The organism is Orrella sp. JC864 (assembly GCF_037026685.1).
Taxonomy (GTDB): domain Bacteria; phylum Pseudomonadota; class Gammaproteobacteria; order Burkholderiales; family Burkholderiaceae_B; genus Orrella.
Window position 1 is genome coordinate 282,453 of sequence record NZ_JBANET010000003.1, and the last position, 23,901, is coordinate 306,353.

Annotated in this window: 32 protein-coding genes; 29 read left to right on the forward strand and 3 right to left on the reverse strand. The window is 68.8% G+C overall.

Features of this window, described 5'->3' with window-relative positions; translation table 11 throughout:
• Positions 1-11 precede the first annotated feature (11 nt).
• Positions 12-173 (reverse strand): hypothetical protein, encoded by a 162-nt coding sequence (locus tag V8Z80_RS04640; protein ID WP_336061155.1) that lies wholly within the window; start codon positions 171-173, stop codon positions 12-14.
• Positions 174-503: 330 nt separating this feature from the next.
• Here V8Z80_RS04640 and V8Z80_RS04645 point away from each other — a divergent pair, with 330 nt between their 5' ends.
• The 24 genes from V8Z80_RS04645 to V8Z80_RS04760 all read left to right on the forward strand — a co-directional run bounded on the left by V8Z80_RS04645 (position 504) and on the right by V8Z80_RS04760 (position 17,417).
• A complete protein-coding gene (locus V8Z80_RS04645) occupies positions 504-1,334 on the forward strand; it encodes an ABC transporter ATP-binding protein (RefSeq protein WP_336061156.1) in 831 nt (276 codons plus the stop codon).
• Complete coding sequence (mlaE, locus tag V8Z80_RS04650) at positions 1,331-2,116, forward strand: lipid asymmetry maintenance ABC transporter permease subunit MlaE (RefSeq protein ID WP_155193221.1); 786 nt, start codon at positions 1,331-1,333, stop codon at positions 2,114-2,116. Before V8Z80_RS04645 ends, mlaE begins: the two co-directional genes overlap by 4 nt.
• Before the next feature lie 35 nt (positions 2,117-2,151).
• Positions 2,152-2,715, forward strand: a complete 564-nt coding sequence (gene mlaD / locus V8Z80_RS04655) for an outer membrane lipid asymmetry maintenance protein MlaD (RefSeq protein WP_155193219.1) — start codon at positions 2,152-2,154, stop codon at positions 2,713-2,715.
• A 77-nt stretch (positions 2,716-2,792) separates the two neighbouring features.
• A complete protein-coding gene (locus V8Z80_RS04660; protein ID WP_336061157.1) occupies positions 2,793-3,560 on the forward strand; it encodes an MlaA family lipoprotein in 768 nt (255 codons plus the stop codon).
• A gap of 10 nt (positions 3,561-3,570) precedes the next feature.
• Positions 3,571-4,221 (forward strand): MlaC/ttg2D family ABC transporter substrate-binding protein, encoded by a 651-nt coding sequence (locus tag V8Z80_RS04665; protein ID WP_442951935.1) that lies wholly within the window; start codon positions 3,571-3,573, stop codon positions 4,219-4,221.
• A gap of 83 nt (positions 4,222-4,304) precedes the next feature.
• A complete protein-coding gene (locus V8Z80_RS04670) occupies positions 4,305-5,099 on the forward strand; it encodes an ABC transporter ATP-binding protein (protein WP_155193215.1) in 795 nt (264 codons plus the stop codon).
• Positions 5,096-5,887 (forward strand): ABC transporter permease, encoded by a 792-nt coding sequence (locus V8Z80_RS04675; protein WP_336061158.1) that lies wholly within the window; start codon positions 5,096-5,098, stop codon positions 5,885-5,887. The genes V8Z80_RS04670 and V8Z80_RS04675 overlap by 4 nt, the downstream gene beginning before the upstream one ends.
• Before the next feature lie 4 nt (positions 5,888-5,891).
• Positions 5,892-6,143, forward strand: coding sequence for a BolA family protein (locus V8Z80_RS04680; RefSeq protein ID WP_155197329.1), 252 nt, complete (start codon positions 5,892-5,894; stop codon positions 6,141-6,143).
• A complete protein-coding gene (murA, locus tag V8Z80_RS04685) occupies positions 6,143-7,411 on the forward strand; it encodes a UDP-N-acetylglucosamine 1-carboxyvinyltransferase (protein ID WP_336061160.1) in 1,269 nt (422 codons plus the stop codon). The genes V8Z80_RS04680 and murA overlap by 1 nt, the downstream gene beginning before the upstream one ends.
• Entirely contained in the window at positions 7,408-8,076 is a 669-nt protein-coding gene (gene hisG / locus V8Z80_RS04690) for an ATP phosphoribosyltransferase (protein WP_155197326.1), read from the forward strand. Before murA ends, hisG begins: the two co-directional genes overlap by 4 nt.
• 22 nt (positions 8,077-8,098) lie before the next feature.
• Complete coding sequence (hisD, locus tag V8Z80_RS04695; RefSeq protein ID WP_155197324.1) at positions 8,099-9,403, forward strand: histidinol dehydrogenase; 1,305 nt, start codon at positions 8,099-8,101, stop codon at positions 9,401-9,403.
• Complete coding sequence (gene hisC / locus V8Z80_RS04700) at positions 9,400-10,503, forward strand: histidinol-phosphate transaminase (RefSeq protein ID WP_155197322.1); 1,104 nt, start codon at positions 9,400-9,402, stop codon at positions 10,501-10,503. Before hisD ends, hisC begins: the two co-directional genes overlap by 4 nt.
• A gap of 13 nt (positions 10,504-10,516) precedes the next feature.
• Positions 10,517-11,104: an imidazoleglycerol-phosphate dehydratase HisB gene (gene hisB, locus V8Z80_RS04705; RefSeq protein ID WP_336061161.1), complete on the forward strand. Its 588-nt coding sequence runs from the start codon at positions 10,517-10,519 to the stop codon at positions 11,102-11,104.
• 61 nt (positions 11,105-11,165) lie between these two features.
• The gene (gene hisH / locus V8Z80_RS04710; RefSeq protein ID WP_336061162.1) at positions 11,166-11,816 is read left to right on the forward strand and encodes an imidazole glycerol phosphate synthase subunit HisH; all 651 of its coding nucleotides are present in this window, start codon (positions 11,166-11,168) and stop codon (positions 11,814-11,816) included.
• Positions 11,817-11,882: 66 nt separating this feature from the next.
• Entirely contained in the window at positions 11,883-12,626 is a 744-nt protein-coding gene (hisA, locus tag V8Z80_RS04715) for a 1-(5-phosphoribosyl)-5-[(5-phosphoribosylamino)methylideneamino]imidazole-4-carboxamide isomerase (protein ID WP_336061163.1), read from the forward strand.
• A 2-nt stretch (positions 12,627-12,628) separates the two neighbouring features.
• Positions 12,629-13,420, forward strand: coding sequence for an imidazole glycerol phosphate synthase subunit HisF (gene hisF, locus V8Z80_RS04720; protein WP_336061164.1), 792 nt, complete (start codon positions 12,629-12,631; stop codon positions 13,418-13,420).
• A gap of 90 nt (positions 13,421-13,510) precedes the next feature.
• Positions 13,511-13,915: a phosphoribosyl-AMP cyclohydrolase gene (gene hisI / locus V8Z80_RS04725; protein ID WP_155196406.1), complete on the forward strand. Its 405-nt coding sequence runs from the start codon at positions 13,511-13,513 to the stop codon at positions 13,913-13,915.
• A gap of 5 nt (positions 13,916-13,920) precedes the next feature.
• Positions 13,921-14,268 (forward strand): phosphoribosyl-ATP diphosphatase, encoded by a 348-nt coding sequence (locus tag V8Z80_RS04730; RefSeq protein ID WP_155196407.1) that lies wholly within the window; start codon positions 13,921-13,923, stop codon positions 14,266-14,268.
• Between the two features lie 21 nt (positions 14,269-14,289).
• On the forward strand, positions 14,290-14,658 hold the full coding sequence (locus V8Z80_RS04735) for a histidine triad nucleotide-binding protein (RefSeq protein WP_155196408.1): 369 nt from the start codon (positions 14,290-14,292) through the stop codon (positions 14,656-14,658).
• Positions 14,659-14,674: 16 nt separating this feature from the next.
• Positions 14,675-14,908 (forward strand): Sec-independent protein translocase subunit TatA, encoded by a 234-nt coding sequence (tatA, locus tag V8Z80_RS04740; protein WP_155196409.1) that lies wholly within the window; start codon positions 14,675-14,677, stop codon positions 14,906-14,908.
• Between the two features lie 81 nt (positions 14,909-14,989).
• Positions 14,990-15,595, forward strand: a complete 606-nt coding sequence (gene tatB, locus V8Z80_RS04745) for a Sec-independent protein translocase protein TatB (RefSeq protein WP_336061166.1) — start codon at positions 14,990-14,992, stop codon at positions 15,593-15,595.
• 29 nt (positions 15,596-15,624) lie between these two features.
• Entirely contained in the window at positions 15,625-16,359 is a 735-nt protein-coding gene (gene tatC / locus V8Z80_RS04750) for a twin-arginine translocase subunit TatC (protein WP_155196411.1), read from the forward strand.
• Between the two features lie 237 nt (positions 16,360-16,596).
• Positions 16,597-16,905, forward strand: a complete 309-nt coding sequence (locus tag V8Z80_RS04755) for a helix-turn-helix transcriptional regulator (protein WP_336061167.1) — start codon at positions 16,597-16,599, stop codon at positions 16,903-16,905.
• 89 nt (positions 16,906-16,994) lie between these two features.
• Positions 16,995-17,417 (forward strand): helix-turn-helix domain-containing protein, encoded by a 423-nt coding sequence (locus tag V8Z80_RS04760; protein WP_155196413.1) that lies wholly within the window; start codon positions 16,995-16,997, stop codon positions 17,415-17,417.
• A gap of 13 nt (positions 17,418-17,430) precedes the next feature.
• Here the strand turns inward: V8Z80_RS04760 and V8Z80_RS04765 are convergent, their stop codons facing one another.
• Positions 17,431-18,585: a trypsin-like peptidase domain-containing protein gene (locus V8Z80_RS04765; RefSeq protein ID WP_155196414.1), complete on the reverse strand. Its 1,155-nt coding sequence runs from the start codon at positions 18,583-18,585 to the stop codon at positions 17,431-17,433.
• 20 nt (positions 18,586-18,605) lie between these two features.
• On the opposite strand from V8Z80_RS04765, the gene V8Z80_RS04770 reads away from it, so the two are divergent.
• Positions 18,606-19,382 (forward strand): Nif3-like dinuclear metal center hexameric protein, encoded by a 777-nt coding sequence (locus V8Z80_RS04770; protein ID WP_155196415.1) that lies wholly within the window; start codon positions 18,606-18,608, stop codon positions 19,380-19,382.
• Between the two features lie 36 nt (positions 19,383-19,418).
• Here V8Z80_RS04770 and mscL read toward each other — a convergent pair whose 3' ends face one another.
• Positions 19,419-19,871 carry a large conductance mechanosensitive channel protein MscL gene (gene mscL, locus V8Z80_RS04775; protein ID WP_155196416.1) on the reverse strand — a complete coding sequence of 151 codons (453 nt, stop codon included), beginning with the start codon at positions 19,869-19,871 and terminating at the stop codon, positions 19,419-19,421.
• 319 nt (positions 19,872-20,190) lie between these two features.
• On the opposite strand from mscL, the gene petA reads away from it, so the two are divergent.
• The 4 genes from petA to V8Z80_RS04795 all read left to right on the forward strand — a co-directional run bounded on the left by petA (position 20,191) and on the right by V8Z80_RS04795 (position 23,901).
• Entirely contained in the window at positions 20,191-20,832 is a 642-nt protein-coding gene (gene petA / locus V8Z80_RS04780) for a ubiquinol-cytochrome c reductase iron-sulfur subunit (protein ID WP_155196417.1), read from the forward strand.
• Between the two features lie 80 nt (positions 20,833-20,912).
• Complete coding sequence (locus tag V8Z80_RS04785; RefSeq protein WP_155196418.1) at positions 20,913-22,298, forward strand: cytochrome b; 1,386 nt, start codon at positions 20,913-20,915, stop codon at positions 22,296-22,298.
• Between the two features lie 30 nt (positions 22,299-22,328).
• Positions 22,329-23,177 carry a cytochrome c1 gene (locus tag V8Z80_RS04790; RefSeq protein WP_155196419.1) on the forward strand — a complete coding sequence of 283 codons (849 nt, stop codon included), beginning with the start codon at positions 22,329-22,331 and terminating at the stop codon, positions 23,175-23,177.
• Between the two features lie 112 nt (positions 23,178-23,289).
• Positions 23,290-23,901: a glutathione S-transferase N-terminal domain-containing protein gene (locus tag V8Z80_RS04795; RefSeq protein WP_155196420.1), complete on the forward strand. Its 612-nt coding sequence runs from the start codon at positions 23,290-23,292 to the stop codon at positions 23,899-23,901.

Sequence of the window (23,901 nt, forward strand, 5' to 3'; positions counted from 1 at the left end):
CCGCAAGACAATCAGAAGACGCGGTGGATGCCCACCAGGATCGTAACAAACAAGGCCGCCGCGCCCGCCACCATCAGGTACGGGCCCCAGTCGCGCTGCCGGTTGCCGTAGCCGGCCATCAGCACCAGCAGGCTGGAGCCGCCCAATAGGTAATAAAACGTATCCGCGTCCATCTTGCAGCGCCCTCCCCGGCGTATGGTGCCTGTCCCCGCGCAGGTCCCTCGTGCGAGCCCGCGCCCCGCTTTGCCGCACGGCGCGGCAAGCCGACATTGGGACATCGGCGGGCGTGCCGGTCAAGGCCGCCCGCGCCCGTACGCCGCCGCGGCTTGCGCAACATCAAGAAACCCGGGCGCGGGCAGGGCAATCCCGGCCGCCGGCGCCCGGGCTGCTACGATGCACGGGCCGCGCAAGCTCTGGCGCGGCGTCCGCGACGCGGGGTTTTCTACCCGGGTGAACGCCCGGGCCCCCAAGATACAATGCCCGTTTTTCCCTCCAGCGACCCGATGGCCACTGAAGCGACGACATCCGACCCCGTGCTGGACCTGCGCGACGTTGCGCTGGGTTACGGCGATTTCGTGGTGCTGCGCGGCATCGACATGCGCGTGCTGCCCGGCCAGGTCGTGGCCATCATGGGCGGCTCGGGCTCGGGCAAGACCACGCTGCTGCGCGCGGCCACCGGCCAGCTCAGGCCCCGCGCCGGCCAGGTGCTGGCCTTCGGCCAGGACATCGCGGCCCAGCCGCCCGCGCAATTGCAGAAACTGCGCCAGCGCATGGGCGTGCTGTTCCAGCAGGGCGCGCTTTTCACCGACCTGGACGTCTACGAGAACGTCGCCTTCCCGCTGCGCGAGCATACCCGCCTGCCCGAGGCCGAAGTCATGCAGCGCGTGCTGGACAAGCTCGACGCCGTGGGCCTGCGGGCCGCCGCGCACCTGCGCGTCTCGGAGATCTCCGGCGGCATGGCGCGGCGCGTGGCGCTGGCCCGCGCGGTGGTGCTCGAACCCGAGCTGATCCTCTACGACGAGCCCTTCGCCGGCCTGGACCCGATCTCGCTGGGCATCACCGCAAGGCTGATCCGCGACCTGTCCGACCGGCTGGGCTGCGCCTCGGTGCTGATCACCCACGACATCCAGGAGTCCTTCGCGATCGCCGACCAGGTCTACCTGGTCGGCCAGGGCGTGCTCAAGGCCTCGGGCAAGCCCCAGGACCTGTCGGGCTCGACCGATCCCTACGTCCGGCAGTTCCTGGACGGCGCGGCCGACGGCCCGGTGGCGTTTCACTATCCGGTCACGCCGGCCTTCGAGGCCTGGCAGCGCCGCAAGGAGGCCCGTCCATGAGCCTGGCCCGTCCCATTGCCGCCCTGGGCGGCGGCCTGCGCGAAAGCGTCGCCGGCATCGGCGCCTTCACGCGCTTTTTCTTCCAGCTGCTGGCGCGCAGCGGCATCGCGCTGGCGCGCCCGCGGCTGGTATCGCAGCAGGTGCATTTCATCGGCAACTATTCGCTGCTGATCATTGCCGTCTCGGGCACCTTCGTGGGCTTCGTGCTCGGCCTGCAGGGCTACTACACGCTGAACCGCTACGGCGCCGAGGATTCCCTGGGCCTGCTGGTCGCGCTCTCGCTCACACGCGAGCTCGGGCCGGTGGTCACGGCGCTGCTGTTCGCCGGGCGCGCCGGCACCTCGCTGACCGCCGAGATCGGCCTGATGAAGGCCGGCGAGCAGCTCGCGGCCATGGAAGTGATGGCGGTCGATCCGGTGCGCCGGGTGCTGGTGCCGCGCCTGTGGGGCGGCATCATCGCCATGCCGCTGCTGGCGGCCATCTTCTCCATGGTCGGCATCCTGGGCGGCTGGGTGGTCGGGGTGCTGATGATCGGCGTGGACCCCGGCTCGTTCTGGTCGCAGATGCAGGCCGGCGTGGACGTGATCGACGACGTGCTCAACGGCGTGATCAAGAGCCTGGTGTTCGGCGTGACGGTCACGCTGGTGGCCCTGTTCGAGGGCTGGCGCGCCCGCCCCACGCCCGAGGGCGTGGCCCGCGCCACCACCCGCACCGTGGTGACCGGCTCGCTGGCCGTGCTGGGCCTGGACTTCCTGCTCACCGCCCTGATGTTCGGCAACTGAGCCCCTGACAAACGGAAAACTTTGGGACTTCTGACATGACGCGCGAAAAAAGCGATTTCTGGGTAGGGCTGTTCGTGCTGCTGGGCGCGGCGGCCCTGGTGTTCCTGGCCCTGCGCGCCGGCAACCTGAATTCATACTCGTTTGCGCCCACCTACACGCTGACGGCCAGCTTCGATAACATCGGCGGCCTGCGCGAGCGCGCGGCCGTGCGCAGCGCCGGCGTGGTGGTCGGCCGGGTCTCGCGCATCGAGTTCGACGACCAGATGTACCAGGCCGTGGTGCACATGGACATCGTGCAAGGACACGAATTCCCGCAGGATTCGTCGGCCAAGATCCTGACCTCCGGCCTGCTGGGCGAGCAGTACATCGGCCTGGAGGCGGGCGGCGACGACAAGTTCTTTGCCGATGGCGAAAAAATCCGCTATACACAAAGCGCCATCGTGCTGGAGAACCTGATCAGCCAGTTCCTCTACAACATGGCCGGCAACCAGGGCGGCTCGCAGGGCGGCTCGGCGCAAGGCCAGCCGCAAGGCGCGCAAGGCGGCACCGGCCAGCCCGCCCAGGCGGGCGGCACGCCCGCGCCGGCCGGCCAGCCCTGAGACGCCGCCTGCCCCGGCCGCCTTGCCGGGCGGCAGCCCACCCAGAACAACGAATCCGAACCAAGGATGCACCTAGCATGAAGAACCTCAAACGCGTCGCCCCGCTGCTGGCGGCCTCGGCCCTGCTGGCCGGCTGCGCCACGAGCTCACAGCCCGATCCGCGCGACCCCTGGGAAGGCGCCAACCGGGGCATCTACCAGTTCAACGACGCGGTCGACCGCGCCGTGCTGCGCCCGGTCGCCGAGTTCTACACCTTCGTGACGCCGCAGCCGGCGCGCAACTGCATCCATAACGTCTTCTCCAACCTGGGCGAGATCTGGTCCGCCACCAACAGCTTCCTGCAGGCGCGCGGCCACGACTTCTTCAACACGCTGGGCCGCTTCCTGCTGAACACCACCATGGGCGTGGGCGGCTGCTTCGACGTCGCCTCGGCCAACGGCGCGCGCAAGATCCCCAACGATTTCGGCATCACCCTGGGCGTCTGGGGCGTGGGCCAGGGCCCCTACGTGGTGCTGCCCCTGCTGGGCCCGAGCACCGTGCGCGACGGCGCCGGCACGGCCGTGGGGGTTTTCGGGAACATTGTGAACGTGCGGGAGATCGATAACGTCAGGGTACGCAATTCGTTGTGGGGCCTGGAGGTGGTCGATACCCGCGCCTCGCTGCTCGAGGCGAGCAAGACCGTCGATCGCACCGCCATCGATCCCTACAGCTTCGTGCGCGATGCGTACCTGCAGCGCCGCAACGCCCAGGTGTTGCAGCGTACCGGCGGCGCCGACGGCGCCGACAACCTGCCGGACTACTCGGACGACGAAGACGACGTCGAACCGGCGGCCGGCCAGAAGTAAAGGAGAATCCATGCAACGCACCCAAGGTCTCGATCTGCGCATGCTGATGCTGCGCGCCAGCCTCGCCCTGCTGCTGGTGGCCGGCATGATCGGGCTGGCCCGCGCCCAGGCCCAGCCCGACCCCAAGGCCGCGCCCAACGAATTCGTGCAGCAGGTGGCCGACCAGTTGCTCGACATCCTGAAAAAAGACGCCCAGCTGCGTTCGGGCGACATCCAGCGCGTGAACCAGGTGGTCGACCAGAACCTGCTGCCCTACGTCAACTTCGAGCGCACCACGCGCCTGGCGGCCGGGCGCAACTGGCGCCAGGCCACGCCCGAGCAGCAGCAGGCGCTGGCCCAGGCGTTCCGGGGCACGCTGATCCGCACCTATAGCGGCGCGCTGACCAAAGTGGACCAGGGCACCTCGGTGCGGCTGCTGCCGTTTCGCGGCGACCCCAATGCCGACGACGTGGTGGTGCGCTCGCAGATCGTGCCGCAGTCCAACGCCCAGCCCGTGGGCGTGGACTACCGCCTGGAAAAGACCCCCGAGGGCTGGAAAATCTACGACCTGAACGTCGAAGGCATCTGGCTGATCGAGAACTACCGCAACCAGTTCGCCCAGGAAATCAACCGCAGCGGCATCGACGGCCTGATCCAGGCGCTGAACTCGCGCAACCAGTAACTGGCGACGAAAAAACGGGGGCCGGCGGCGGCCTTATATAATCGAACATTAGCCTTCCCGGGGCGCCGCCGCGCCCTGTCCCTATGTCCGCCGTCAGCCTCGAACACGTCTCCAAGGTCTATACCCCGCGCTCGCGCGGCCTCGCCGGGTGGTTCAAGCCCGCGCCCGGCCCGGGCTTTACCGCCCTGGACGACGTCAGCCTGACCATCCAGCCGGGCGAGTTCTTCGGCCTGCTCGGCCCGAACGGCGCCGGCAAGACCACGCTCATCTCCATCCTGGCCGGGCTGGCGCGCGCCAGCGCCGGGCGTGCCAGCGTCTGCGGCCACGACGTGCAGGCCGACTACCGCCAGGCCCGCCGGGCCCTGGGGGTGGTGCCACAAGAGCTCGTCTACGACCCCTTTTTCACCGTCCGCGAAACCCTGCGCATCCAATCGGGCTACTTCGGCCTGCGGCGCAACGACGACTGGATCGACGAGATCCTGGCCAACCTGGGGCTGGCCGACAAGGCCGACCAGAACATGCGCGCCCTGTCCGGCGGCATGAAGCGCCGGGTGCTGGTGGCCCAGGCGCTGGTGCACCGCCCGCCGGTCATCGTGCTGGACGAGCCCACCGCCGGCGTGGACGTGGACCTGCGCCGCACGCTGTGGGAATTCATCTCGCGCCTGAACCGCGAGGGCCACACCATCATGCTGACCACGCACTACCTCGAGGAGGCCGAGGCCCTGTGCGGGCGCATCGCCATGCTCAAGCGCGGGCGCATCGTCGCGCTGGACACCACCGCCGCCCTGCTGGCCCAGGCCGGCGGCGGCGACCTGGAAGACGCCTTCGTGCGCATCATGCACCAGGACAACCCCACCCTGGCTGGAATCGACCTGTGAAGCCTGCCCTGACCCGCCCCCTGCCCGCCGCCGGCTCGGGCTTTCCGACGCTTCTGCGCAAGGAATTGCTGCGCTTCTGGAAGGTCAGCTTCCAGACCATCGCCGCGCCGGTCATCACGGCGCTGCTGTACCTGGTGGTGTTCGCCCAGGTGCTGCAGGACCGCGTGCAGGTATACGGCAGCGTGCCCTACACCTCCTTCCTGATCCCCGGGCTGATGATGATGAGCATGCTGCAAAATGCCTTCTCCAACCCGTCGTCCTCGCTGATCCAGAGCCGCATCACCGGCAACCTGGTGTTCATGCTGCTGCCGCCGCTGTCGCACCGCGAGATCTTCGCCGCCTACGTGCTGGCCGGCGTCGTGCGCGGCCTGGCGGTGGGCCTGTGCGTCTGGCTGGTGGCGCTGTGCTTCGTGAGCCTGCCCATGGCCCATCCGGGCTGGGTGCTGGTCTTCGGCGTGCTGGCCTGCGGCATCATGGGCACGCTGGGCCTGATCGCCGGCCTGTGGTCCGAGAAGTTCGACCAGCTGGCCGCCTTCCAGAACTTCCTGATCATCCCGGCCACCTTCCTGTCGGGCGTGTTCTATTCCATCCACACGCTGCCGGCTTTCTGGCAGCATGTCTCGCACTGGAATCCCGTCTTCTACACCATCGACGGCTTTCGCTACGGCTTTTTTTCGATGTCGGACGTCTCGCCCTGGCACAGCCTGGCGGTGGTCGGCGCGGTGTTCGTGGCGCTGACCGTCTTTGCGCTGCGCCTGCTGGCCAGCGGCTACAAACTGAGGACCTGACACCATGCTGCCCACCCCCGAGCAAGTGCGGCAATACATCGCCGACGGCCTGCCCTGCACCCACCTGCAGGTGCAGGGAGACGGCGCGCACTTCGAAGCCGTGATCGTCAGCCCCGCCTTCGAAGGCAAGAACCGCATCGAGCGCCACCGGCTGGTCTATGCCGCGCTGGGCGAGCGCATCCAGGGCTCGAACGCCGAGATCCACGCGCTGGCCATGAAGAACTACACCCCCGCCGAATTCGAGGGCAAGCACTGATGGACAAACTGCGCATCACCGGCGGCGCCCGCCTGCACGGCGAGATCGCCGTCTCGGGGGCCAAGAACGCCGCCCTGCCCATACTTTGCGCGGGGCTGCTCACGGCCGAGCCGCTGACGCTGTCCAACGTGCCGCGCCTGAACGACATCTCGACCACCCTGCGCCTGCTGGGCAGGCTGGGCGTGCATGCCGAGCACGGCGCCGACGGCACCGTGCAGCTGCGCGCCGACAAGGTGGACAGCCTGGAAGCGCCCTACGAGCTGGTCAAGACCATGCGCGCCTCCATCCTTGTGCTCGGGCCGCTGCTGGCGCGCTTTGGCCAGGCCCGCGTCAGCCTGCCCGGCGGCTGCGCCATCGGCCAGCGGCCGGTGGACCAGCACATCAAGGGCCTGGCCGCGCTGGGCGCGGACATCAGCATCGAGCACGGCTTCGTGGTGGCCCGCGCGCAGCGCCTGAAGGGCACCACCATCCGCACCGACATGGTCACCGTCACGGGCACCGAAAACCTCATGATGGCCGCCGTGCTGGCCGAGGGCCGCACCGTGCTGGACAACGCCGCGCGCGAGCCCGAGGTGGTCGACCTGGCCGAGCTGCTCATCAAGATGGGCGCGCGCATCGAGGGCCACGGCACCGACCGCATCGTCATCGAAGGGGTCGAGCGCCTGCACGGGGCCGAGCACCGCGTCACGCCCGACCGCATCGAGGCCGGCAGCTTCCTGTGCGCGGTGGGCGCGGCCGGCGGCGACATCACCCTGCGCGGCGCCGCACCCGGCGCCATGGGCGCCACCCTGGCCAAGCTCGAGGCCGCCGGCCTGCGCCTGGAATGCGGCCCGGACTGGATCCGCGCGCGCATGGACGGGCGCCCGCAGCCGGTGGACATCCGCACCCAGGAGTACCCCGGCTTCGCCACCGACATGCAGGCCCAGATGATGGCCCTGAACACGCTGGCCGACGGCACCTCGGTCATCGTCGAGACCATCTTCGAGAACCGCTACATGCACGTGCAGGAGCTGTGCCGCCTGGGCGCGGAGATCGACATCGACGGCCACACCGCCGTGGTGCGGGGCGTGGCGCGCCTGTCGGGCGCGCGCGTCATGGCCACCGACCTGCGGGCCTCGGCCAGCCTGGTCATCGCCGGCCTGGCCGCCGAGGGCCAGACCATCATCGACCGCATCTACCACCTGGACCGCGGCTACGAGCAGATGGAGGTCAAGCTGCGCGCGCTAGGCGCGCAGATCGAGCGGCTCAGCGGCAAGGAGCCCGCATGAACGCCGCCCGTCCCCTGACCCTGGCGCTGTCCAAGGGCCGCATCTTCGAGGAAACCCTGCCGCTGCTGGCCGCGGCCGGCATCGAGGTGACCGAGAATCCCGAGAAGTCGCGCAAGCTCATCATCCCCACCTCCGATGCGGGCCTGCGCCTGATCATCGTGCGCGCCTCGGACGTGCCCACCTACGTGCAGTACGGCGCGGCCGACCTGGGCATCGCCGGGCGCGACGTGCTGATCGAGCACCAGGCCACGCACCCGGGCGGGCTCTACCAGCCCATCGACCTGAACATCGCGCGCTGCCGCCTGTGCGTGGCGGTGCGCGCCGGCTTCGACTACGAAGGCGCCGTCTACCAGGGCGCGCGCCTGCGGGTGGCCACCAAGTACGTGCAGGCCGCGCGCGAGCACTTCGCCGCCAAGGGCATGTACGTGGACCTCATCAAGCTGTACGGTTCCATGGAGCTGGCGCCGCTGGTGGGGCTGGCCGACGCCATCGTCGACCTGGTCTCCACGGGCGGCACCCTGCGCGCCAACGACCTGGTGGCGGTCGAGGACATCATGCCGATCTCCTCGCGCCTGATCGTCAACCAGGCCTCGCTCAAGACCCGCCGCCACGCGCTGCAGCCGCTGCTGGACGCCTTCGAGCGCGCGGCTGCCGCCGGCGCCTGAACTTTTTTCCACGCCCAACGCCATGCCACTGATCAACCGCCTGGACAGCCGCGACGCCGGATTCAAGACCGAACTGAACCGCCTGCTGGCCTTCGACGCCTCGCAGGACGAGGCCATCGAGCGCGCCACCGCCGGCATCCTGGCCGACGTGCGCCAGCGCGGCGACGCGGCCCTGCTCGAATACACCCGGCGCTTTGACCGCGTGCAGGCCGGCTCGGTCGCCGAGCTGGAAATCCCCCGCAGCGAATGGGAAGCCGCGCTGGCGGCCCTGCCGGCCAAGCAGCGCAACGCCCTGGAGCTGGCCGCCGACCGCGTGCGCGCCTACCATGCGCACCAGCGCGCCGAAAGCTGGTCCTATACCGAGGCCGACGGCACCTTGCTGGGCCAGCAGATCACCGCGCTGGACCGCGTGGGCCTGTACGTGCCCGGCGGCAAGGCCGCCTATCCGTCCTCGGTGCTGATGAACGCCATCCCGGCCAAGGTCGCCGGCGTGCCCGAGGTCGTGATGGTCACGCCCACCCCCGACGGCGCGCGCAACCCCATCGTGCTGGCGGCCGCGGCCGTGGCCGGCGTGGACCGCGCCTACGCCATCGGCGGCGCACAGGCGGTCGGCGCCCTGGCCTACGGCACGGCCACCATCGACGCGGTGGACAAGATCGTCGGCCCGGGCAACGCCTATGTGGCCGCGGCCAAGCGGCGCGTCTTCGGCACCGTGGGCATCGACATGATCGCCGGCCCCAGCGAAATCCTCATCATCTGCGACGGCAGCACGCCGGCCGACTGGATCGCCATGGACCTGTTTTCGCAGGCCGAGCACGACGAGCTGGCCCAGTCCATCCTGCTGTGCCCGGACGCGGCCTACCTGGACGAGGTCCAGGCCGCCATCGCCCGCCTGCTGCCCACCATGCCGCGCCACGAGATCATCCGCGCCAGCCTGGCCCAGCGCGGCGTGCTCGCCCGCGTGCGCGACCTGGACGAGGCCTGCGAGATCGCCAACCACATCGCCCCCGAGCACCTGGAGATCTCCACCGAGGACGCCGCGCAGCTGGCCACCCGCATCCGCCACGCCGGGGCGATCTTCCTGGGCCGCTACAGCTCCGAGGCCCTGGGCGACTACTGCGCCGGCCCCAACCACGTGCTGCCCACCTCGCGCACCGCGCGCTTTTCCTCGCCGCTGGGCGTCTACGACTTCCAGAAGCGCTCGAGCCTGATCCAGGTCTCGCAGGCCGGGGCCCAGGCCCTGGGCCCGATCGCCGCCGAGCTGGCCTACGGCGAAGGGCTGCCGGCCCACGCCGCCAGCGCCGAGTACCGGCTCGAACGGCCATGAACGCCCCGCGCCCGGCCGACGCGCGGGTCCGGCAGTGCGTGCAGCGCACCGTGCGCGCCGACGTGCAGGCCCTGCGCGCCTATGCCGTGGCGCCGGCCGGGGACTGCATCAAGCTCGATGCCATGGAATGCCCCTACCCGCTGCCCGCGCCGGTGCGCGCCGAGCTGGCGCAGGCCCTGGCGCAGGTGGACATCCACCGCTACCCGGCCGCCAGCAACGCCGCGCTGCAGGCCCAGGTGCGCCAGGCCTTCGGCGTGCCGCAGCAGGCCGGGCTGCTGTTCGGCAACGGCTCGGACGAGCTGATCCACCTGCTGGTGCAGACCTGCTGCGCGCCGGGCGAGGCGGTGCTCTCGCCCTGGCCGTCCTTCGTGTATTTCGAGATGGCCGCCCGCCTGGACCACGCCCGCTTCGTCGGCGTGCCGCTGACGGCCGATTTCCAGATCGACCCGCAGGCGCTGCTGGCGGCCATCGCGCGCGAGCAGCCCAAGGTGGTGTTCCTGGCCGTGCCCAACAACCCCACCGGCAGCCTGTGGCCCGACGAAGTCATAGAACAGGTGCTGCAGGCCGCCCCCGGCCTGGTGGTGGTGGACGAGGCCTACCAGCCTTTCGCCGGCCGCAGCTGGATGCCCCGGCTGATGGAGCATCCCAACCTCGTGGTGCTGCGCACGGTGTCCAAGATCGGCCTGGCCGGCCTGCGCTTCGGCTACCTGGCCGGCCACCCGGCCTGGGTGGCCGAACTGGACAAGGCCCGTCCCCCGTACAATATCGACTTGCTGACGCAGGCCGCCCTGACGGTCGTGCTGCGCCACAAGGCCGTGCTCGACGAGCAGGCCGCGCGCCTGGTCGCCGACCGCGAGCCGCTGGCCCGGGCGCTGGCCGCGCTGCCCGGCGTCACGGTGTTTCCGTCGGCCGGCAATTTCGTGCTGCTGCGGGTGGCCGGCGCACAGGCCCTGCATCGCGCCCTGGCGGCGCGCCGCATCCTGGTGCGCGACTTCTCGTCGGCCCACCCGCTGCTGGCCGACTGCCTGCGCGTGTCGGTCGGCACGCCAGACGAAAACGCCGCCCTGCTGGCCGCCCTGCAAGACCTTCTGAATGCCTGAACCGAGCCTTTCCATGCGTACCGCCGAAATCAGCCGCAATACCAACGAGACGCGCATCCGCGTGGCCGTGAACCTGGACGGCACGGGCCGCCAGCGCATCGACACCGGCGTGCCCTTCCTGGACCACATGCTGGACCAGATCGCGCGCCACGGCCTGATCGACCTGGACATCAAGGCCGAGGGCGACCTGCACATCGACGATCACCACACCGTCGAGGACGTGGGCATCACCCTGGGCCAGGCCATCGCCCAGGCGGTGGGCGACAAGGCCGGCATCCGCCGCTACGGCCACGCCTACGTGCCGCTGGACGAGGCGCTCTCGCGCGTGGTGGTCGATTTCTCCGGGCGCCCGGGGCTGGAGTTCCACGTGCCCTATACCCGCGCGCGCATCGGCAACTTCGACGTGGACCTGTCCCGCGAATTCTTCCAGGGGCTGGTCAACCACGCCCGCATCACCCTGCACATCGACAACCTGCGCGGCGTCAATGCCCACCACCAGTGCGAGACGGTGTTCAAGGCCTGTGGCCGCGCGCTGCGCATGGCGCTCGAACCGGACCCGCGCAGCGCGGGCGTGGTGCCCTCGACCAAGGGCGTGCTCTGAGCCGGCGCGCGCCCTGCCGGGCCGCGCGCCGCCCCTTCGTTTCCAACCAGGCCGAACCGACGTGACCACCATCGCCATCGTGGACTACGGAATGGGCAACTTCCATTCCGTGGCGCGCGCGCTGCGCTATGCGGCGCCCGATACCGACATCCGCATCTGCAACCAGGCCGCCCAGATCGACGCGGCCGACCGTATCGTTTTCCCGGGGCAAGGCGCCATGCCCGACTGCATGCGCACCCTGGAGCGCTCGGGGCTGCGCGCAGCCGTCGAGCGCGCCGCGCGCAGCAAGCCCCTGCTGGGCGTGTGCGTGGGTGAGCAGATGCTGTTCGAACGCAGCGAAGAGGGCGACACGCCCTGCCTGGGCCTGTTCCCGGGCACGGTGCGCCGCTTTGCCGGCCCGCAGTTCGCCGCCCCGGCGGGCGGCGAGCCCGGCCTGCTCAAGATCCCCCACATGGGCTGGAACCCGGTGTACCAGACCCGCGCGCACGCGCTGTGGGCGGGCATCCCCGACGGCACGCATTTCTACTTCGTGCACAGCTACTACGCCGACCCGGCCGACGCGGCCCTGACCGTCGGCCAGACCCGCTACGGGCTTGCCTTTACCTCGGCAGTGGCCAGGGATAACATCTTCGCCGTCCAATTTCATCCGGAAAAGAGCGCCGATGCTGGTTTGCGCCTTTACCGCAATTTTGTAGACTGGCAGCCTGAGTAGGCCGCGCGCCTTCGGCCGGCACCCGTTTCCGACCCTACCCATCCAAAAGAAAGCCTCTCCTCCACCATGCTGCTGATCCCCGCCATCGACCTCAAAGACGGGCGCTGCGTGCGCTTGCGCCAGGGCGACCTGGACGACGCCACGGTATTTTCCGAAGACCCCACCGACATGGCCGAACACTGGCTCGAGCGCGGGGCGCGCCGGCTGCACCTGGTCGACCTGAACGGCGCGGTGGCGGGCAAGCCCAAGAACGAGCCGGTCATCCGCCGCATCGTCGACGCCGTGGGCGCCGAGATCCCGGTGCAGATCGGCGGCGGCATCCGCGACCTGGACACCATCGAGCGCTACCTCGATTTCGGCATCTCCTACGTCATCATCGGCACGGCCGCCGTCAAGAACCCGGGCTTCCTGCACGATGCCTGCAGCGCCTTTCCCGGCGCCATCATCGTGGGGCTGGACGCGCGCGACGGCAAGGTGGCCACCGACGGCTGGAGCAAGCTCACCGGCCACGACGTGCTGGACATGGCCCGCAAGTTCGAGGACTACGGCTGCGAGGCCATCATCTACACCGACATCGGCCGCGACGGCATGCTCTCGGGCGTGAACGTCGAGGCCACGGTGCGGCTGGCCCAGCACGTGCGCATCCCGGTCATCGCCTCGGGCGGCATCGCCAGCATGGCCGACATCGACGCGCTGTGCGCGGTCGAGGAAGAAGGCGTCGAGGGCGCCATCCTGGGCCGCAGCATCTACGAAGGCACGCTGGACTTCGAGGCCGCCCAGCAACGCGCCGACGAACTGAGCGCAGGCTGAGCATGCCCATCGAAAACCTGGACGGGCTCACGCGCCGCATCATCCCCTGCCTGGACGTCACGGCCGGGCGGGTGGTCAAGGGCGTGAACTTCGTCAACCTGGTCGACGCGGGCGACCCCGTCGAGATCGCGCGCCGCTACAACGAGCAGGGTGCCGACGAGCTGACCTTCCTGGACATCACCGCCACCAGCGACGAGCGCGACCTCATCCTGCCCATCATCGAGCAGGTGGCCTCGCAGGTCTTCATCCCGCTGACCGTGGGCGGCGGCGTGCGCCAGGTGCCGGACGTGCAGCGCCTGCTCAATGCCGGCGCCGACAAGGTCTCGATCAACAGCGCCGCCGTGGCCCGCCCCGAGCTGGTGCGCGAGGCGGCCGACTACCACGGCTCGCAGTGCATCGTGGTGGCCATCGACGCGCGCCGCGTCTCGGCCCAGGGCGAGCCGGCCCGCTGGGAGGTCTACACCCACGGCGGACGCCGGGGCACGGGCCTGGACGCGGTGCAATGGGCGCGCCGCATGGCGGCCTACGGCGCCGGCGAGCTGCTGCTCACCAGCATGGACCGCGACGGCACCCGGGCCGGCTTCGACCTGGAGCTGACCCGCGCCGTGGCCGATGCGGTGCCGGTGCCCGTCATCGCCTCGGGCGGGGTGGGCAGCTTGCAGCACCTGGCCGATGGCGTTACGCTGGGCCGCGCCAACGCGGTGCTGGCCGCCAGCATCTTTCACTACGGCGAACACACCGTCGGCCAGGCCAAGGACTACATGGCCGAGCGCGGCATCGCCGTGCGCCGCTAGGCCGGCGCGCCGCCGGGCCGATGCGGCGCCGCGCGCAGCCGCCGGCGCCCCCAACCTTTTTATGACCGGCCCGCCGGGCCGCCCCAGGACATGGAACCTTCAAGCCTCGATTGGATGGCCGACGTCGCCTTCGACAGCGACGGGCTGATCCCCGCCATCGCGCAGGACGCGCACGACAACCGTATCCTGATGGTCGCCTGGATGAACGCCCAGGCCCTGGCCGAGACGGCCGCCACCGGGCGCGCGGTCTACTGGTCGCGCTCGCGGCGCAAGCTCTGGCGCAAGGGCGAGGAATCGGGCCACACCCAGACGGTGCACGAGATCCGGCTGGACTGCGACGGCGACGTGGTGCTGCTCAAGGTCGAACAGCAAGGCGGCATCGCCTGCCACACCGGCCGCCCGAGCTGCTTCTACCGCCGCCTGCAGGCCGGCGAGCCGGCCCGCTGGGAAATCACCGATCCGGTGCTCAAGGATCCCGAACTCATCTACAAGTAAAGCCCATGACCGACTCCGCCTCCAGCGCCGAGCTGCTCTCGCGCCTGGCCGACACGCTCGAATCGCGCCTGCCCGCGCGCGGCGGCGATCCCCAGACTTCCTACGTGGCCAAGCTGCTGGCGCGCGGGCCCGACGCCTTCCTGAAAAAGATCGGCGAGGAGGCCACCGAGCTGGTCATGGCCGCCAAGGACGGCGCGCCCGAGCGCGTGGTGTCTGAAACCGCCGATTTGTGGTTTCATTGCATGGTTGCCCTCGCCCACTTCGGCCTGCGCCCCGACGACGTGCTGGCCGAACTGGCGCGCCGCGAGGGCCTCTCGGGCCTGGAAGAAAAAGCCCGGCGCCCGGCCCCCTGACCCCGATTGCCAGCCGATTCCATGAGCGAAAACTGTATCTTCTGCAAGATTGCCCAGGGCAGCATCCCGGCCCGCAAGGTCTACGAGGACGACGAGTTCGTCTGCTTTCACGACATCAGCCCGGCCGCGCCCGTGCACCTGCTGCTGATTCCCCGCAAACATGTGGTATCTCTGCAAAACGTCACACCAGAGGATTCACATTGGTTGGGTAGAATGGTTGCACTGGCCTGCCGCCTGGCGGCGGAAAACGGCTGCCGGCCCGGCCCGCAAGGCGGTTTCCGCCTGGTAGCCAACGCCGGCGCCGACGGTGGCCAGGAAGTGCATCACCTCCATTTTCATATTCTTGGCGGCGAACGTCCCTGGCAGGGACGCATGGCCGCCATAGCCTAAGTCTCAGGAGACGCTCATGGGCAGTTTCAGTATTTGGCATTGGTTGATCGTTCTCCTCATCATCGCGCTGGTGTTCGGCACCAAGAAGCTGCGCAACATGGGGTCCGACCTGGGCGGCGCCGTCAAGGGCTTCAAGGAAGGCATGCGCGATGCCAACGAACCCACCGATCCGCAACCCACGCAGCGCGTGACGCAGCAGGGCGACACCATCGACGTGCAGGCCAAGGAAAAAACCGGCTCGCAGCAGTAATGCCGGCGCGCATCCAGCCCTTCGGCCGCGGCCCTTGCCTGCCGCGGCGCTTCCCTTCCGGCCGCTTGCGGCCCGCCGTCCATGTTTGATGTCAGCTTCACCGAGTTGATGATCATCGGCGTCGTCGCCCTGATCGTCATCGGCCCCGAACGCCTGCCCAAGGTGGCCCGTACCGTCGGCCACCTGCTTGGCCGCGCGCAGCGCTACGTCAACGACGTGAAAAGCGACATCCGCCGCGAAATCGAACTGGACGAGCTGCGCAAGTTCAAGGAGCAGATGCAGGAGGCCGCCGACAGCATGCAAAGCTCGCTGCGCGAGACCGGCGCCTCGCTGCGGGCCCCGCTGGACGAGCTGTCGCGCTCGTTCTCCGAGACGGCCGCCGAGGTGCGCGGCGCGGTCTCCGGGCCGGACAAGAACAACGACAAGGACAAGGCCGAGCCGGCCCAGGCGGACCTGGACTTTCCCGCGCTGACCACGCCGCCGGGCACCCCCGGTTCCCCGGACACCGCCCCGGCGCCCGCCCCCCAGGGCGGCGTTTCCACGGAACCGGCGCCGGAACCGGCCCCGGAACCGGCCAGGACGGAATCCGCCGAGACAGAACCCGCTGCGGCCGATCCCGCCGCAACGGCGCCGGCCAGGGCCGAACCGCCGCCCGCCGACCCCACCGATACCCGCAAGCCATCGTGAGCCAGGACGATCTTCCCCAAGACAGCTTCATGTCCCACCTCGTGGAACTGCGCTCGCGCCTGCTCAAGGCGGCCGGCGCGGTGCTGGGGGTGTTCCTGGTGCTGTTCACCTATCCGGGCGCCTCGGCCATCTACGACGTACTGGCCCAGCCCATGCTGGCCTCGCTGCCCCAGGGCACGCGCATGATCGCCACGGGCGTGATCACGCCCTTCATGGTGCCGGTCAAGGTCACGCTCATGGCCTCCTTCGTGCTGGCCCTGCCCTTCGTGCTCTACCAGGCCTGGGCCTTCGTCGCGCCGGGCCTGTACCGCCACGAAAAGCGCCTGGCCGCGCCCATCATCATCTCCAGCTCGCTGCTGTTCCTGGCGGGTATGGCCTTCTGTTATTTCTTCGTCTTCAAGACCGTCTTTCACTTCATCGCCAATTTCGCGCCGCAGTCGATCACGCCCGCGCCGGACATCGAGGCCTACCTGAACTTCGTGCTCACCATGTTCATGGCCTTCGGCATCACCTTCGAGGTGCCGGTGGTGGTCGTGCTGCTGGTGCGCACGGGCGTGGTCACCATCGAGCAGCTGCGCAGCGCGCGCGGCTACGTGATCGTCGGCGCCTTCATCATCGCCGCGATCGTCACCCCGCCCGACGTCATCAGCCAGTTCATGCTGGCCGTCCCCCTGTGCCTGCTCTACGAGGTGGGCATCGTGCTCTCGCGCATGGTCAAGCCCGAAGCGCGCAGCGACGAGGACGCGCTTACCGAGCGCCCCTGAGGACCGGGGACGGCGTACATCCTTATGTACGCCTTACATTAGCCCCCGCATAATAAAAAACGTTTCTCCTCAAAGACTTGCCGAAGAAAGCCGGCCGCCGCCGGCAGCCGGGCAGGCCGCAAAACCGCAAACTGCCTGCCTGCGCCGCGGCTGTTCCGCCCTAGCCGCGCGGCCCGTGCGCCACAGAATCCTTGCTTCGCCGCTGCCTGCGGCCTGCCCCAAGGAGACCGGTCGCCCGTGCTGCCCCACCGACTGAAGCAAGCCCGCTTGCGCCTGGGCGTCTCGCAAGAAAAGCTGGGCCGGCTGGTGGACATCGACCCCGCCTCGGCCAGCGCCCGCATGAACCAGTACGAGCGCGGCAAGCACACGCCGGACTACTCCCTGGTCAAAAGGCTGGCCCCGGTGCTGGGCCTGCCCGTGCCGTGGTTCTACACCGAGGACGACGAGACGGCCGAACTGCTCGAACTGTTCCACCGCATGCATCCCTCGGATCGCGTCGTGCTGCTCAACGCCGCGCGGCGGCTCGTCCCCGGCCTGGGACGGTAACGGATCTCACCCTCGTTTCAAATGGCATACCCCATGCACAAAGGCATTGCCGCTTTGCAAAGCGCACGGCCTCTTTCACCATTGCCGGCATGACGATCTCGGACCGACTCACGGCACTGATGCGCAGACGCGGCATACGCAGCCAAAGCCAGCTGGCGCGCATCTCCGGAGTGCCGCAATCCTCGATCCATCGCATTCTTTCGCGCGGCGAAAACTATTCGGTGGGCACCGGCACCCTGCGCAAGCTTGCCGCGGCGCTGGATACCAGCGTGGCCTGGCTCTCCGAAGGCACCGAAGTCCTGAGCCCGCGCGGCGGCCGGCGCCTGTCGCTGGGCGTGGCCGAGGCGGCCCGCGAAGCCGACGAAAACCAGGACGGCGACGTGCTCGAGGCCATACACATCTTCCAGCGCCTGTCGCCGGACGAGCGGCGCAAGGTGCTGGCCGTGCTGCGCCTGCTGCCTTCGGTGGCCGGCCAGCCGCAGCCGGCGGAAAAAGCCGCCCACGACGACTGAGCCGCCCAGCTGCTCAGCGCGGGCGCGTCGGCCGCTTGCCCACCTGCACCTGCAGCGCCACGGTCTTGCCTTCGCGCCGCACCTCCAGCCGGGCGACGTGGCCCGGCTTGAGCTCGGCGATCTGGTTCAGCAGCCCGCCCGTGTCCAGCACCGGCTGGCCGTCCAGGGTCTGCACGATGTCGCCCACCCGCACCCCGCCGCGCGCGGCGGGCCCGTCGGCCAGCACGCCGGCGATGATCACCCCGCCTGGGCGCGGCAGGCCGAAGGCGCGCGCCAGGTCCGCGGTGATGTCCTGCGGCTCCACGCCCAGCCAGCCCCGCACCACGGCGCCGTGGCGGATGATCTCCTGCAGGATCTGGCCGGCGGCCTGCGCCGGGATGGCAAAGCCGATGCCCAGCGAGCCGCCCGATTGCGAGTAGATCGCCGTGTTCACGCCCACCAGGTTGCCCTGGGTGTCGATCAGCGCCCCGCCCGAGTTGCCGGGGTTGATGGCGGCGTCGGTCTGGATGAAGTTCTCGTAGGTATTGATGCCCAGCCGGTTGCGCCCCAGCGCCGAGACGATGCCCATGGTGGTGGTCTGGCCCACGCCGAAGGGGTTGCCGATGGCCAGTACCACGTCGCCCACGTGCAGCACCGTGGCCGCGCCGAAGGCGATGACGGGAAGATCGTCCAGCTCGACCTTGATGACCGCCAGGTCGGTCTCGGGATCGGCGCCCACCAGCTCGGCGCTGGCCTGGCGCCCGTCGGCCAGGGCCACTTCGATGGCGTCGGCGGCCTTGACCACGTGGTAGTTGGTCAGGATGTAGCCGTCCTCGCTGGCGATCACCCCCGAGCCCAGGCTGGTGCTGGCCTCGCGCCGGCTCAGGCCCGGCAGCTGGCCCAGCAGCTCGCGCAGGGCCGGATCGTCGGGCAGGGGCACCAGCGGTACCGAGACGTTCTTGGTGGTGAATACGTTGACGACCGAGGGCGCGGCCCGGGCCACCGCCTCGCGATAGGACGTCAGGCCCGGGGCCGGGACCGCGCGCGCCGGCTGGGCGGGCTCGGGGCCGCGCGCGCCGTTGCCCGCGCCGTTCAGGCGCAGCCAGTCCGGGCGCAGCGTGGTCACCACGAATAAAATGGCCAGGCTCACGGTCACTGCCTGGCAAAAGATCAGCCAGTATCGTTGCATGCTTCGTAAAGGCGAATGGAATGAATCAGACGACGACCCGCGAACTGGCTGCCTGGCTGGACGCGCAGCTGCAAACCGCACGTTTCAAGGACTACTGCCCCAATGGGCTGCAGGTGGAAGGCCGGCCCGTCGTGCGCCATATTATCGCGGGGGTGACCGCATCCGAAGCCTTGTTGCGCGTGGCGATCGAGCGCGGCGCCGACGCGGTGCTGGTCCATCACGGCTGGTTCTGGAAGAACGAGGACCCGCGCGTGCGCGGCACGCGGCGCACGCGCCTGGCGCTGGCGCTGGGCCACGAACTGAACCTGCTGGCCTACCACCTGCCGCTGGACGCCCATCCGCAATGGGGCAACAACGCCCAGCTGGCCCAGGTACTGGGCCTTGCGCCCGAGCGCGACGACGAAGGGGCCCCGCGCGTGTTCGGGCCCGAACACCTGGTCTGGATAGGCCGCGCGCCGGGCCTGGCCACCGTGGGCGAGCTGGCCGCGCGGGTCGCCGAGCGGCTGCAGCGCCAGCCGCTGCTGATCGGCGATCCGGCGCAGCCGCTGGGCCAGGTAGCCTGGTGCACGGGCGGCGCCCAGGGCTTCATGCAGGCCGCCGTGGATGCCGGCGCCACGGTCTACCTGAGCGGCGAGGCGTCCGAGCCCACCACCCACCTTGCGCGCGAGACCGGCACCGCCTATATCGGGGCCGGCCACCACGCCACCGAACGCTACGGCGTGCGGGCGCTGGGGCAGGCCGTGGCCGAGCGCTTCGGCATACGGGTGGATTTCGTGGACATCGACAACCCGGTCTAGGGCCCTGTCAACAGGCCCCGGACCGGGCGGACGGCATCAAGGGCGCTTGAGCAGGTCGCGGATCTCGCGCAGCAGGGCCACGTCCTCGGGCGGAGGCGCGGGCTCGGCGGCCGGTTCGGCGGGCTTTTCCTCCTCGGCGGCGCGGCGCGCCGCGTTCACGCCCTTGACCATCCAGAAAATCACGAAGGCCAGGAGAATGAAGTTGATCAGGATGGTGATGAAGTTGCCCCAGGCGAACACGATGGCGCCGGCCTGGGTCAGGTCGGCGTAGGTCTGCGGCCCGGTGTAGTCCGGCGGCGTGCTCAGGACGATGAATTTGTTGCTGAAGTCGACCGCCCCGCCCAGCAGGTAGTTGATGACGGGCATGACGATATCCTTGACCAGCGAATCGACGATCCTGCCGAACGCCGCGCCGATGATCACGCCGACAGCCAAGTCGACGACGTTGCCCTTGACGGCGAAGTCGCGGAATTCCTTCATAAAACTCATGGTATTTCCCTCCTGGCGCCCGGGATCGGGCCACGGCGCTATAATAAGCGGTTGCTGAGATCTTGGAGCAGGGCAAATAACCCTTCTTGACAAAGACCAGCGGCATGTCGCAGCACGGATCGCAGAACGTCCGGCTGCGCCACCCAGGCTGTTCGGCAAGGGCCGGGCGGTGCGCAACTACGCCACGAATAGCGCGCACGGCCGGTCCGGTGCCTTGGAGGCAAGCGGCACCCGATACTCGGGTCAGGGTTTCGGGAGGGGCAGTTCCACAACGCCGACAGGGCTTGTAGTACAAGGCTTGAAAACAGGATAGAGGAACATGAGTCAGGAAACGATAGTTGTCGACGACGATGGCGCGGTGGACCCGAATCTGCCGCCCGATCCGTCGCGGCGCTTCTGGGTAGGAACGGCCTGTGCCGTGGGTGGCGTCGCCGGCGTCGCCACGGCGGTGCCCTTCGTCAGCACCTTTGCCCCCTCCGAACGCGCCCGCGCCGCCGGCGCGCCCGTCGAGATCGACATCGCCGACCTGGCTCCCGGCCAGATGCGCACCACCGAGTGGCGCGGCAAGCCGGTATGGGTGATCCGCCGCAGCGAAGAGCAGGTGGCCGCCCTCAAGCAGCTCGATAGCCAGATGGCCGATCCGCACTCCGAGCGGCCCGGCTACACGCCCGAATACGCCAAGAACGAATACCGCTCGCGCAAGCCCGACCTGTTCGTGTGCGTGGGCATCTGCACGCACCTGGGCTGTTCGCCGACGCCCCGCTTCGCGCCGGGCCCCCAGCCCAGCCTGCCGGCCGACTGGCAAGGCGGCTTCCTGTGCCCTTGCCATGGCTCCACCTTCGACATGGCCGGCCGCGTCTACGCCAACAAGCCGGCTCCCGACAATCTCGAAGTTCCGCCCTACGAATACCTGAGCGACGACCGCATCATTGTCGGCGTCGACGAGGACAACAAGGCTTGAAGGCATGCGCCCCGCGCGGCGCCCCTTGGCCTTGCCCGTCGATAAACCTACGCGATAAAAGAAACTGAAGGAGCCATTTCATGGCTGGCGAGAAAACCGTCGAAACGACAGGCCTGCTTGGCTGGATAGACAGGCGCTTCCCCGCGTCCGCATTGTGGAAGGCGCACCTGTCCGAATACTACGCACCCAAGAATTTCAACTTCTGGTACTTCTTCGGCTCGCTGGCCCTGCTGGTGCTGGTGCTGCAGATCGTCACCGGCATCTTCCTGGTCATGCACTACAAGCCCGACGCGCAGCGCGCCTTCGAGTCGGTCGAGTACATCATGCGCGAAGTGCCCTGGGGCTGGCTGATCCGCTACATGCACTCGACCGGCGCCTCGATGTTCTTCGTGGTGGTCTACCTGCACATGCTGCGCGGGCTGTTCTACGGCTCGTACCGCAAGCCGCGCGAACTGGTCTGGATCTTCGGCGTGGCGATCTTCCTGTGCCTGATGGCCGAGGCCTTCTTCGGCTACCTGCTGCCCTGGGGCCAGATGTCCTACTGGGGCGCGCAGGTGATCGTCAACCTGTTTGCCGCCATCCCCTACATCGGGCCGGAGCTGTCCATCTGGATCCGCGGCGACTACGTGGTGTCCGACGCCACGCTCAACCGTTTCTTCTCGCTGCACGTGATCGCCATCCCGCTGGTGCTGGTGGGCCTGGTGGCCGCGCACCTGGTGGCGCTGCACGAGGTCGGCTCGAACAACCCCGACGGCGTCGAGATCAAGAAGTACAAGGACAAGCACGGCCGCCCGCTGGACGGCGTGCCCTTCCATCCCTTCTACACGGTGCACGACATCCTGGGCGTGGCGGGCTTTCTCATCGTCTTCGCGGCCATCGTGTTCTTCGCGCCGGAGATGGGCGGCTACTTCCTGGAGTACAACAACTTCATCCCGGCCGACCCGCTCAAGACCCCGCCGCACATCGCGCCGGTCTGGTATTTCACGCCCTTCTACTCCATGCTGCGCGCCACCACCGACCAGTTCACCTGGGTGCTGGCCGCCGGCGCGGTGATCGGCGCCATCGCGCTGTTCCTCAAGGGCAACCTCAAGGGCATCTGGCGCATCCTGGTGCCGGTGGCGCTGCTGGCCGTGGCCGTGTCGCTGCGCACCATCGACGCCAAGTTCTGGGGCGTGGTCGCCATGGGCGGCGCGGTCGTCATCCTGTTCTTCCTGCCCTGGCTGGACCACAGCCCGGTCAAGTCGATCCGCTACCGCCCGGGCTGGCACAAGTGGCTGTACGGCATCTTCATCGTCAACTTCCTGATCCTGGGTTTCCTGGGCACCCAGGCCCCCACGGACGTCTATAACGTGATGTCGCAGGTCGGCACCCTCATCTATCTCGGCTTCTTCCTGCTGATGCCGATCTGGAGCCGACTGGGCACTTTCAAGCCGGTCCCCGACCGCGTCACGTTCCACGCCCACTGAGCCTGAGCCCAAAAGATGAACGGAAAGACCATGATCAAGAAGCTGCTGGGCGCCGTGGCGATGGCGCTGACGTGTACGACCGCCCTGGCGGCGGGGGGCGATTTCCCGCTGGAGCGCGCGCCCAAGCAGGTCAACGACCTGGCCTCGCTGCAAAACGGCGCCAAGCTCTTCGTGAACCACTGCCTGAACTGTCATAGCGCCAATTCCATGCGCTATAACAAGCTGGCCGAGATCGGCCTGTCGGACGAGCAGATCCGCGACAACCTGCTGTTTACCGGCGAGCGCGTGGGCGACATGATGCGCATCGCCATGCAGCCGGCCGACGCGGGCAAGTGGTTCGGCACCGCCCCGCCCGACCTGTCGGTCATCGCCCGGGCCAAGTCCATCAACGCCGGCCCCAGCGGCGCCGACTACATCTACACCTACCTGCGCACCTTCTACCGCGACGCCAGCAAGGCCACCGGCTGGGACAACCTGGTGTTCCCCAACGTGGGCATGCCCCACGTGATGTGGAACGACCAGGGCCCGCGCGAGCTGACCCGCACCGAAGTGCGCCAGGCCAAGGCCCAGGACGGCAGCACCGGCTGGGAACGCGTGGTCACCACCTACGACGCCCAGGGCTACGCCTCGGTGCAGCGCGAGCCGCTGGCCGGCTACAAGGGCCACGGCTCGGTCGAGCACCGCTTCAAGGCGCTGGATCCGGCCCGGGCCAGCCGCTACGAGCAAGAGGTGGCCGACCTGACCAACTTCCTGAACTGGATGGCCGAACCGGCGCAGCTGCAGCGCAAGCGCCTGGGGGTCTGGGTGTTGATTTTCCTGGGTCTTTTCCTGGTCGTGGCCTGGCGCTTGAATGCTTCCTTCTGGAAACACGTAAAATAGCGGGCTTGAACCGAGCCCGGCCCCCCAGCGGCGGCCTGGCGCCCGGGGCCAGCGGCGGCGATCGGCCGGCGCTGGCCTTTCGCTTTGATAATGCAAGGATGGAATCCCCGCCATGATGGTGCTTTATTCCGGAACCACGTGCCCGTTCTCCCAACGCTGCCGGTTCGTGCTGTTCGAAAAAGGCATGGATTTCGAAATCCGTGACATCGACCTCTACAACAAGCCCGAAGACATTTCGGTGATGAACCCCTACGGCCAGGTGCCCATCCTGGTCGAGCGCGACCTGGTTCTGTACGAATCGAACATCATCAACGAGTACATCGACGAGCGCTTCCCGCACCCGCAGCTCATGCCGGCCGACCCGGTCATGCGCGCGCGCACCCGCCTGTTCCTGTACAACTTCGAGAAAGAGCTGTTCTCGCACGTGGCCGTGCTGGAAGACCGCATCGGCCGCCCCGACGAAAAAAAGCTCGAGCGCGCCCGCGCCAACATCCGCGACCGGCTGGCCCAGCTGGCCCCCATGCTGCTCAAGAGCAAGTACATGCTGGGCGAGGAATTCTCCATGCTGGACGTGGCCGTGGCCCCGCTCTTGTGGCGCCTGGACCACTACGGCATCGAGCTGCCCAAGAACGCGGCGCCCATCCAGAAGTACGCCGAGCGCATCTTCTCGCGCCCGGCCTACATCGAGGCGCTGACGCCCTCCGAAAAAGTGATGCGCCGATAA